At 40.0% G+C, this 9,933-nt stretch carries 10 protein-coding genes, 1 tRNA gene and 1 pseudogene; 8 read left to right on the forward strand and 4 right to left on the reverse strand.

The window, feature by feature from the left end:
- Positions 1 to 119: 119 nt before the first annotated feature.
- The 4 genes and pseudogenes from NE665_RS22625 to NE665_RS22640 all read right to left on the reverse strand — a co-directional run.
- Positions 120 to 1,274, reverse strand: a pseudogene (locus NE665_RS22625) (aryl-sulfate sulfotransferase); the annotation flags it as partial.
- Between the two features lie 24 nt (positions 1,275 to 1,298).
- Positions 1,299 to 2,480, reverse strand: a complete 1,182-nt coding sequence (locus tag NE665_RS22630; RefSeq protein ID WP_117444786.1) for an FAD-dependent oxidoreductase — start codon at positions 2,478 to 2,480, stop codon at positions 1,299 to 1,301.
- 6 nt (positions 2,481 to 2,486) lie between these two features.
- Positions 2,487 to 3,944, reverse strand: a complete 1,458-nt coding sequence (locus NE665_RS22635; protein ID WP_118654637.1) for a hypothetical protein — start codon at positions 3,942 to 3,944, stop codon at positions 2,487 to 2,489.
- 487 nt (positions 3,945 to 4,431) lie between these two features.
- A complete protein-coding gene (locus NE665_RS22640; protein ID WP_233104844.1) occupies positions 4,432 to 5,106 on the reverse strand; it encodes a hypothetical protein in 675 nt (224 codons plus the stop codon).
- Positions 5,107 to 5,309: 203 nt separating this feature from the next.
- On the opposite strand from NE665_RS22640, the gene NE665_RS22645 reads away from it, so the two are divergent.
- The 8 genes from NE665_RS22645 (at position 5,310) to NE665_RS22680 (ending at position 9,777) form a co-directional block, all read left to right on the forward strand.
- Positions 5,310 to 5,570, forward strand: a complete 261-nt coding sequence (locus NE665_RS22645) for a TfoX/Sxy family DNA transformation protein (protein WP_117444784.1) — start codon at positions 5,310 to 5,312, stop codon at positions 5,568 to 5,570.
- Positions 5,571 to 5,601: 31 nt separating this feature from the next.
- The gene (locus NE665_RS22650; protein ID WP_117444783.1) at positions 5,602 to 6,036 is read left to right on the forward strand and encodes a GNAT family N-acetyltransferase; all 435 of its coding nucleotides are present in this window, start codon (positions 5,602 to 5,604) and stop codon (positions 6,034 to 6,036) included.
- 29 nt (positions 6,037 to 6,065) lie between these two features.
- Positions 6,066 to 6,413 carry a hypothetical protein gene (locus tag NE665_RS22655; RefSeq protein WP_117444782.1) on the forward strand — a complete coding sequence of 116 codons (348 nt, stop codon included), beginning with the start codon at positions 6,066 to 6,068 and terminating at the stop codon, positions 6,411 to 6,413.
- A 74-nt stretch (positions 6,414 to 6,487) separates the two neighbouring features.
- Entirely contained in the window at positions 6,488 to 6,901 is a 414-nt protein-coding gene (locus NE665_RS22660; protein WP_117444781.1) for a DUF3795 domain-containing protein, read from the forward strand.
- A gap of 49 nt (positions 6,902 to 6,950) precedes the next feature.
- Positions 6,951 to 7,742, forward strand: a complete 792-nt coding sequence (locus tag NE665_RS22665; protein WP_233104843.1) for an alpha/beta hydrolase — start codon at positions 6,951 to 6,953, stop codon at positions 7,740 to 7,742.
- A gap of 66 nt (positions 7,743 to 7,808) precedes the next feature.
- A complete protein-coding gene (locus NE665_RS22670) occupies positions 7,809 to 8,189 on the forward strand; it encodes a GNAT family N-acetyltransferase (RefSeq protein WP_117444780.1) in 381 nt (126 codons plus the stop codon).
- 73 nt (positions 8,190 to 8,262) lie between these two features.
- Positions 8,263 to 8,919, forward strand: coding sequence for a DUF1905 domain-containing protein (locus NE665_RS22675; RefSeq protein ID WP_117444779.1), 657 nt, complete (start codon positions 8,263 to 8,265; stop codon positions 8,917 to 8,919).
- Between the two features lie 781 nt (positions 8,920 to 9,700).
- Positions 9,701 to 9,777 (forward strand) — tRNA-Arg (locus NE665_RS22680).
- The last annotated feature ends 156 nt before the right edge of the window (positions 9,778 to 9,933 follow it).

A 9,933-nucleotide genomic window follows, 5' to 3' on the forward strand; every position in this document is an offset into this window, starting at 1 on the left:
TTCATCAGTCTAAGGTTGCAAATCAATTACTATATTCACCTGCAAAACCAAAAACTCAAGATTAACCCTTAACTAAAGGGTTTTCTTGAGTTATTTTTTTCTTAAACTGTCAAAGACGGGATTATACGACCATCGCTTCCTTCTGTCACGAGTGTATTTCCATTTGGAAGACGCTGGGCACTGGATACATAGGGACTATAGAACTTGCTGGCATCGGTTGGTATGGCATGCGCAAGCTCCTTTGGTGTCAGCTTCCATACAACCTCCAATGTAATCGGATTGAACTCCAGCACACGGCTGTAATCCCGCAGCGCATTCTTGGAGCCATTGCGGCTGCCCGGGTTCGGAACGCCATAGCCTCCCCAGCCTCCGTTGTCGAACACCATCAGGTTTCCTTCTCCCGGAAGACCCTTCGGTATCATATGGAAATGATGCTGTCCGATGATCCAGCCAAGCTTCCGCAATTCCGGAGTCGCATTGAAATCCGGACCGATTTTCCATACGATCTTCCCGCTTTCCTTATCCAGAATGGCAAGAATATTCGCCTCACGGCAGTCAAAGATGATATTGTCGGGCTTAAAGCGCATATCCCCATGCTCATACCATTTATTCGGGCCAAGATAGCTCATGCAGTTCACATGCAGATAATCACCGACACCACCGTCACTGGAACGCATATTCGGATCGCGTGCCAGAATATTTTTTGCGGCCTCATCGAAGCCTAGCTCATCAAAATGATCGGAAATAGACCATTTCCATAAAATGTTTCCTTCCCAATCCACCTCAATCATGGCATCATCCAGCAGCTTCTTATCGGAGATTGCCGGATTTTTAATGGTTTGATGAACCAGAATCAGGGTATTCCCCTCCAATGGCTTTGCATCCATTCCCGGTACATAATATCCAACCGGATTTCCTTCCCTTTGATAATCGTGGTGCTGCCGTGCCATCCAGCGATGATCTCTTCCGGGATCGTTGATATTTTCAAATTTATCAAATTCCCAGACGATATTCCCATCGTAATCAATTTCAATCAGATTCACGCCATCCTGCATACCATAATCCGGATGGCGGTATCCGCTCAGCCCCATCACATAGCCGCCAGGCAAAAGCTTCGGCGGCATGGCGTGCATATTCCATCTGCGCACCTCATTGCCATTCATATCAAACAACAATACACCGTCATTGATCAGGGGTACGATCGTGTACCCGTTCCAGCATTTCTGCGGATCGTATACGGTTACTCCGTGTGGAAAAACGAAAGGCTGTCCCATATTGCATTCCTCCATTCTATGGTTTTACGCTGCCTCTTTACCATTCTTTTTTATCAATTTACCATGTTCAAACATCGCACTGGACAAGGTTCCATCCATATGCAGCAGCTGGTACAGCAGGGTCTGTCTGGTGATATCCTGACGAATGACTGTATAATCATTCTGTAAGGCCTCCTCCAGCTGTGTCACCTGTTCTATCTGTGAGCTTTCATACGGATTATAGAATAGAAAAGCAACTCTGCCGGAATCCGGTGTCAGAATGCTCTTCAGCTGATTCCGCTCCCTGCAATACCGCTCACTTGCCGTAGCGGCAATCGCTCCGTCTGCGGCTGATGTGACCACCTGACGCAGAAAGGTCTGTGTGCAGTCACCCACTGCATAAATGCCCGGAACACTGGTCTCCTTTTTCTCGTTCACAAGAATATAGCCCTTTGCATCACAGGCAACAACATTTTGTACAAACTCCGTCTGCGGCACCATGCCGACAAAGAAGAAAATACCATCCGCACGCACCTTTCGTGTTTCACCGCTGACAACGTTTTTCAGGATTAACCCGCAGACCTCCTCATCCCCCAGAATTTCCTGCAGGGTGGTGTTCCAGACAAACTCTATTTTCGGATTTGCATAGGCTTCAGCCGCTGCCATTTCATTACAGTCAAGGTGACCCTCCTCATGCAGGACGATAACGGTTACCTTTTTTGCGAAATTCGTTAGATATCCGCTTTCCTCGATTGCCTGATCGCCGGCTCCCAGCACATAGATTTCCTTATCCCGGAAAAACTCCGCATCACAGGTAGCGCAATAGGCAACCCCATGTCCGGCAAGCTCGATTTCATTCGGAATACCGAGAACCCTCGGCTTTGTCCCCGTATCCAGAATCACACAGTCACCGATAAAATCTCCGCGGCGCTTTGTGTGTACAAGAAATGCCCCGTCCTCCATCGTATCCAATCCGGTTACCGTGGTGCGCTTGAAAACATTGGTGGCATACGACTGGGCATGCGCCTTAAATTTCTGCATCAGACCTGCCCCGCTGTCAGTAATAAAGCCCGGATAATTTCGGATTTCTCTGGTGTCGTTGATACGGCCGCCAAAGCTTCCCTTCTCAATCATGAGGGTTTTTCGTCCGGCTCTTCCTGCATAGATGGCAGCTGCCAGACCGGCAGGTCCTCCTCCGATAATGATGACATCATAGCGTTCTTCCATACATCCTCACTCCTTTGCATGATGGTACGTCATACTATATTTATGTTCTCCCTCTCTCCCTGCACCAAGCACGACCCAGATACCACAGATCAGTGTCAGAAGCAGACAGTAATAGGAGGACAGGAAAATTTGAAACGGTGTGACAACCGGCAGATAGGCATGATTTGCGGCCAGCTGATTGATCACGGTAACAGCTCCCATGACAAAGGCGCTGTTGATTGGTATGATTGCTGTTATATTCGTTGTCATCGCAGTTAACAGAATACTCCTGCGCTCCGCTGAGATTCCGGTCTTTTTTCCAATAGTATCTGCGATATCCTTAAACATGAGAATGGAAGGCAGCACACAGCCTGCTAGAAGAATATTGACGATACCAACGCCAAGGGAAATCATTGCCTCTGCACCGCCTGTATGCTGTATGGCTTTTCGTGATGTGAGATAGTTGCAGCATTTCTCCATCATTCCACCCTCTACGGCAATCGCAATCAGACCATAGAGCAGGATGGTGGAAATGATGATATCCACCACGCCGGATATACCGTCAAACAGAATGCCATGCAGCTCCTGCGTTTCATACTGAATGCTGATCAGGTCAGAAAACTGGAACAATCCGGTGGCAAATCCAACGCATATACCTGCCACGATTGCATAGGTGACGCCGACAAACAGATCACTTGTTTTAAAGCAGATTATCAGTAGAAGCAGAATCGGCAGCAGCATCCACAGTCCCTTAGGATTGCACATGCTCGCTAGCAGCTCGGGATTCTGTGCGTTTCCACTGGTTCCCAGAGCATAAAACAGAACAGTGGACAGAATTCCTGCGATGAGCAGATACGGCAGACGCTGTTTCATTACACGCAGCAAATCAGCGCCCTTGTTTGTAACAGGATCATGCTGGGAGGCAATCGTCGTATGAATGACCTGAGAGCTTGGGGAGAGTGCATCCCCAAAGAATATACCGCTCAGCATAGCCCCTGTCAGAATCGCAGGATCAGCGCCCATCAGCACCCCTGCCGGATAAAAAATCGGTACAACGGCCAGAAGTGCCGCTATCGGTGCACCTGCGCCCATGGAAATAAGCGAGGATACAAGAAAACAGAAAACCGTAAAGCTTCCTCCGCTCAAATGCAGATGCATGCCGATCCAGACAAAGCCGGAGCCGATCTGTCCGACAGCCAGAAGCTTGGAAAAGATACCGATCACCATGAAGATCATAATCAGTCTGGCATTTCCATACTGGGCAAGACCGTGTACAATGGCATCCCAGTAATGCGCCTTGTCAGCACACAGGAGGAACCCGATCACAATGGCAAGTACCGCTGCCAGAATCAGCGCCTTCATCGAGTAATAATGAAAACAGATCATGATGATACCGCTCAGCAGAACATACAATACGATGGGCAGTACGGCGAATTCCTGATGCATATGGAATTTCAATAAAGCGTTTACATCGTTCTTTTTCATATAGCCACCAACCTTGGATCCACCCCTATGATAACACTCCCTTTTTCCTGTTACGTGTTGGCATTCCAACAGTTTCTCACTTTTTGTGAATAAAATAACAAATTAAAAAACAGCGATTTTTCACAAGAAAGAAGCTGGGTGAACAGTACAGAATATGATACGCGTTCAGGATTGAGAACAGAGGATTTCAGGGCTGTGCAAATGCAGAGAAGATGAGGAACGGCTTTTCCTTTCACAGCCGATATGCAGGACATGCGTAGCGATTTGTGTGTGCCGTATACGACAGCAAGGTGTTGGCGGGAATAGGAAAAAGAGACTTCCTTTTCCAGCAAGTGAAGTCTCTGTTCTCTTTCATTTTTCAAAATAAGAGGTGTGCAGGCATCGCTTGTGCATTCTGCTTTCTTCTCTTACCTTATTGATTTTATCCACGCATGGTTACGACTCTTCGCTCAATCGATAATCCTAGCGCTTGTTTATAATTCACAAGTCAAATTTCATTCATGAAGTGTACCTGTTCTTTGTTAATATTCGTATATGTTCGCATAATTTGATCTCTGCTGCTTTTATGATAGATGAGATATCCATCTGCATCCGTTTGAAAGGTAACCGTAAGCTCGCCTACCTTACAGGTATGCAGCTGGTCATCATTTGTTTCGCAGATACGCACATAGTCCTCTAGTACAGCATTTTCCAGGGTTTGTTCAAAGGTCTGTTTGTCCCAGCGTATGGTGTTGACGCCCCAGGACAGCAGACCGGTATCCGCTATGCTCACCTCCGCCATTAACCCTGACTTCCTTGTCTGTTCAATATGATAGGCAGTTCCCTTTTCATCCGTATAGGTGCCGCTGAATTCATAAGGGGCATCTGCCTTGCTATCATCGCTTGGCTTAGCTGTAGTATCCTCGCTGCTGCTGGATTTACGAATACTCACATCGACAAGCTGTCCCTCTTCATTTTCCTGCTTCAAATGAAAGCTTTCTGCGTTTTCCAGTTTTTTTAAGGCTGTATCCAGCTGTGCTACAGTATCCTTGTCTTTCTGAAATTCCTCCGCATCCCTGTCAGGCTCAGCGCTGCATGCACAGCATAGCAGTAGCATCAGTATACAGCATCCGATTTTCTTCATCATGATACGATACATTTGCATGCCGATTGCTTTTGGCACGCACTCCTTCTTTTCTTAATTGTACACGAGAAAAGCTGAATTGTCTTCCATATAGGTAAGATTAGACAGTTTTATTCAGAAGCTGGTACTTTTATATATAGAATGAGCTTGATTAGATGATGTTTTTAATATATTTTATTTTTTACATTACCAATTATGTTAAAATGAATGTATAGGTAAAACAAAACTAGAGGAGATAATATATGGAAAGTCTAGATAATATGTTAAACATTGGAAAAGAAATGAAAAGAAAGCTTTTCTCAATTGGTGTCAGGTCATCAGAAGATTTGATAAGACTAGGTAGTAAAGAAGTGTTTCTTCAATTAAAGGAACAGCATCCAAATGTATGCTTAGTTCATCTATATGCACTGCAAGGTGCAATTGATCATGTTGATTATGATAAACTTCCGGATGAAGTCAAACTTGATTTAAAGCAATTTAGTGATCGTATAAAAGAAAAATAGAAGTACATACTTAGTTTTTTATGGAGGTATTATGGTTAGAGAAATTTATGAGTATGAATTGAATGATTTATTGAATTTGTATACACATTTACACGAAGATTCAGTTCCTGAGATGACAGAGGATTTGAGGAAAACATGGCACTCTATTGTGAACGATAAAAACCATCATATTATAGTTAAGGAAATAGAGGGTAAGATCGTTTCATCTTGTGTATGTATAGTTATCCCAAACTTAACAAGGAACGTTAGACCATATGCATTTGTTGAAAATGTTGTTACACATAATGCCTATCGAGGAAAAGGATACGCTACAGAGTGCCTACATTATTCTAAAGAAATTGCAGAAAAGTCCGGTTGTTATAAAATGATGTTACTTACAGGTGCAAAAGATGAGTCAACTTTAAACTTATATCATAAGGCTGGCTATAACAGCTTAGATAAGACAGCATTCATTCAATGGCTGTAGAGATAAATCACAATTGGTGGAGGTATTTTATGTTTAATGAAATATGCATATATGAGGCTAAACTGACAAAGTTAGATGAAATTGAGGAACTGATGAGGGAAGTAGCGGAATTTTACTTAAAGCAAGATGGTGTTATTGATGTACACTATATAAAACGTACTCACCGACAAAAAGATTTCAATGCAGTTAAAGAAGGAGAATTACCTGTTCGTCTTACAAGAAATGTAGGTAAGGTAACATATGTCTTGTATTGGGTGATGGAAAATGAAGAAGTTCATGCACGGGTTGGAAAACTGGGTTTGGAAAAGTTCTATAAGCGTTGGAATAGGTGTTTGATCACAATGCCCAAAATAATTCTGGGAGAGAATATTGTTTGATTTACAAATTGCAACTTACATACTAGAAAAATAGAATTTTTAAGTGTCTAAACAAATGGAAGGAGCATAGGATAATGAAAATGCCAACAGAAAATATTGATACTAGCATGTTTGCCCCGTGTGGAATGAATTGTAAAGTTTGTTACAAACATTGCTATCATAAAAAACCATGTGCTGGCTGTTTAAATAGTGATATGGGCAAACCAGAGCATTGTCGTAAATGTAAGATTAAAGATTGTGTTAAAGATAAAAAATTATCCTATTGCTATGAGTGTTTAGACTATCCATGTAAGCTGATAAAAAATCTTGAGAAAAGTTATAATAAGAGATATCAAGCAAGCCTCATGGAAAATAGTGCTTTTGTAAAAGAAGATGGATTAGATAAGTTTATGGAGCAACAGAAAATTATATACTCTTGCTATAAATGTGGTGGTATAATTTCTATACATGACAGAGAATGTAGTGAGTGTCAAGAGAAAATGAAGTAGACAAATTAGAATTTGTCGGGAAGATTATTTATATAATGTGAGGTATATCATGAATATGATTAGTAAAAAAATAGATTCTACACCTATGTGGTATTACATTTCAGAAACCAAGTATGATGAAACTATATTATTTCTTCATTCCGCTTTTGCAGACCATACACAGTATGCAAAGCAAATAGAAGATTTTTCTCAAAAATTCACAGTCATAACCGTTGACTTAATTGGGCATGGAAAATCTACTAAAACAAAAAAGGGAGATGGAATTGAAAAAACATCAATGTATATAAAAGATATTTTGCATGCAGAAAATATCGTTAAAGTCCACCTTGTTGGCGTATCAATAGGTGCTGTGCTTGTTCAAGATTTTGCAAACAAATATCCTGAAATGGTCGCATCCATTGCTTGTTTTGGTGGATATGATATAAACAACTTCGATACATCAATGCAAAAAGAGAATGGAAAAGCGCAAGGGTTAATGATGCTTAAGGCTATATTTTCAATTAAATGGTTTGCACAGAGCAATAAATTAATTTCCGCTTATACCCCACAAGCACAAGAGGAATTTTACCAGATGAATATTAGTTTTCCTAAAAAGTCATTTATGTATCTTGCTGGACTGAATGGCATGGTTAACAAATGTATTACAAAAAGAAGTTATCCTATTCTCATAGGTTGTGGTGATCAAGATATTCCAATGGAATTAAACGCAGTTGAAATGTGGCATACATCAGAGCCTAACAGCCAAGTGATGATTTTTAAAAATGCAGGACATCTTGTAAATATGGATGTACCAATAGAATTTAATAAAGTAGTAATGGATTTTATCCTGTGTGCAAAATGAGCATAATCCACACATCACTAAATTTCAGTTTATCAAACTAGAAAATTAGAAGTAGGAGGAACAATAATGGACTACAAAGTAGATGATAAAAACCTTGATGTATCAATGTTTATTTCTTTTGTCAATCAAGTATGGCAAGGCAATTATGACATGGAACAGACAAGGCAAGCATTATCTAAAACACTAAATATAACAGCCTATGACAATAATAAGTTAGTAGGGTGTTTGCGTATTCTTTCCGATGGTTACTATTTTGGAACAATTACAGAGCTACTTGTTCTTCCTCAATATCAAAAACAAGGTATAGGAAGTAAACTTCTTCAACTTGCAAAAGAAAATACACCTACAATGTTATATTTCGGTTCTCAACCAGAAGCAGAGAAATTTTATGAAAAGAATGGTTGTCAAAAGAGCTTACAATCTTACATGATAAATAAGGAAAAGTAAGAGATAACTTCCAGTTTATGAGATTGGTGTAGAGAGTAATAAAAAAATTAGAAATTGTGGAGGGCAAAATATAATGACATATACATTCACAGAAAAATTATTCAAGCAGGGAAATCGATATTTCATTAAAATACCCTTCAATGTTTGGGAAAAATGTGGTCAAAAGGGAATGGTTGCAGTGAGAGTGTATATAGAAGAGAATTGTACGTTCGAATGTAAGCTAGTTCCTAAAGGAGAGGGGACTTATTATATACCAATCAGAAAGAATGTAATACATCAGATCAATAGCGTTGATGCGTTAAGTGTTGCCTTTGAAGTAATTAGTGGACTAACACGGATAAATTGTGATAGTCCATATTCTAAGGAAAACCCTATACGAAAAATTGACAGTATTCAAAGTATTACTTATCCCAAAACTGGATATTGCGGACAACTATGCATTGCTATGCTTACTGGACTTAGCGTAGATGAAGTTGTAGCAGTTATGCAAACAAAGGCATGGGGATGTTCTTTTACAAAATTATTAGAAACTTTAGACTATTTTGGTATTTTACACGATGATAAGCCAACCTACACTAAAGGGAAAGAAGTTATATTGCCTGAGTGTTGTATTCTTAATATTAAGGATGAACAAAAAAATCATTTCGTTTTGTATTATAAAGGTATATACTATGATTCAAAAAATATCGATTATAAGGAGATAATAAGCTATATGAGAATTTTCGTTTAGTAAAAGAGAGAAGCAGTTTTAGATTTTTGCAGTCTTATTATATTCCAGTTTATAGAATCGTATAGATAGTCTGAAAATCACAGTTTTTCGAACTTAAAAACAAGGAATTATGGGGTTGATAACGTGAATACACCTGCAAGGACTTTGGTTATGGACCTCGTCAGGAGTTTTGGCATAGGGGAATTGTTACAGAAGCAGAGAAAGCATTCACAGAACAAGTGATAAAAACAATACAAGAAGGGATGACATTTCGTTATTCCTATGAAGAGTAATGGCAGCTAAAAGATTTTCCTGTTATATTCAAAATGTATCAGCTCAATTTATAGTAATGAGGATTTTGTGTATAAAATGTATAAGAATATGTATAACAATCGTTTCCTTGAGAAATTATAATTTGATGAGAAATAATTACAATATGGTTAATACCTCATTGAAACGTTTCGTACAAGAAAATTATATATTGTCAAATCATGCTAATGCTCTCAGATATGAAACATCAGAAGCTGCGTCTATTACAAAATACCTGAAAATCAAAGCAGAACGGTTAAATGGATTTTTCCCTGCATAAAATTTGCAATGCTTTACGTCTTGATCAATCCCCCTCTCCCACCATTTGCCTAAATTCATTCGCTATGGGATACTATAAGCTGTAAACACAGGATGTGCTATAATACAGCATTTCAACTAGGACAGATCGTGTGTGGTCCCAGGATGATGTCAAAATAGAAATTTTAAGTAGCCGTTCCCTTAATTTTATGATATAATAAATCCTGCAAATGATGTGCCCGTAGCTCAATTGGATAGAGTATCAGATTCCGATTCTGACGGTTGCAGGTTCGATCCCTGTCGGGTGCGCCAAAATATTATAGAAGCCCTGTTGTTCAGGGCAATGGCATCAACCTAAGGAAATTTGGTTGATGCTATTTTTTATTCCTATCAGAAATCACTTCATTAATCGCTCACTATCGTTGTAGTTAAGAGTATATTATATAAATATTTTTTAATATATATTAT

The sequence above is a fragment of the Clostridium sp. DFI.1.208 genome, assembly GCF_024463855.1.
Classification (GTDB): Bacteria; Bacillota_I; Bacilli_A; order Erysipelotrichales; family Erysipelotrichaceae; genus Clostridium_AQ.

What these genes read in the sequence shown, in the direction of transcription:
- NE665_RS22630 (WP_117444786.1), bottom strand. Translation starts at nt 2,480, where the DNA reads ATGGAAGAACGCTATGATGTCATCATTATCGGAGGAGGACCTGCCGGT.
- NE665_RS22635 (WP_118654637.1), bottom strand. Translation starts at nt 3,944, where the DNA reads ATGAAAAAGAACGATGTAAACGCTTTATTGAAATTCCATATGCATCAG.
- NE665_RS22645 (WP_117444784.1), top strand. Translation starts at nt 5,310, where the DNA reads ATGGAAAGTCTAGATAATATGTTAAACATTGGAAAAGAAATGAAAAGA.
- NE665_RS22650 (WP_117444783.1), top strand. Translation starts at nt 5,602, where the DNA reads ATGGTTAGAGAAATTTATGAGTATGAATTGAATGATTTATTGAATTTG.
- NE665_RS22655 (WP_117444782.1), top strand. Translation starts at nt 6,066, where the DNA reads ATGTTTAATGAAATATGCATATATGAGGCTAAACTGACAAAGTTAGAT.
- NE665_RS22660 (WP_117444781.1), top strand. Translation starts at nt 6,488, where the DNA reads ATGAAAATGCCAACAGAAAATATTGATACTAGCATGTTTGCCCCGTGT.
- NE665_RS22665 (WP_233104843.1), top strand. Translation starts at nt 6,951, where the DNA reads ATGAATATGATTAGTAAAAAAATAGATTCTACACCTATGTGGTATTAC.
- NE665_RS22670 (WP_117444780.1), top strand. Translation starts at nt 7,809, where the DNA reads ATGGACTACAAAGTAGATGATAAAAACCTTGATGTATCAATGTTTATT.
- NE665_RS22675 (WP_117444779.1), top strand. Translation starts at nt 8,263, where the DNA reads ATGACATATACATTCACAGAAAAATTATTCAAGCAGGGAAATCGATAT.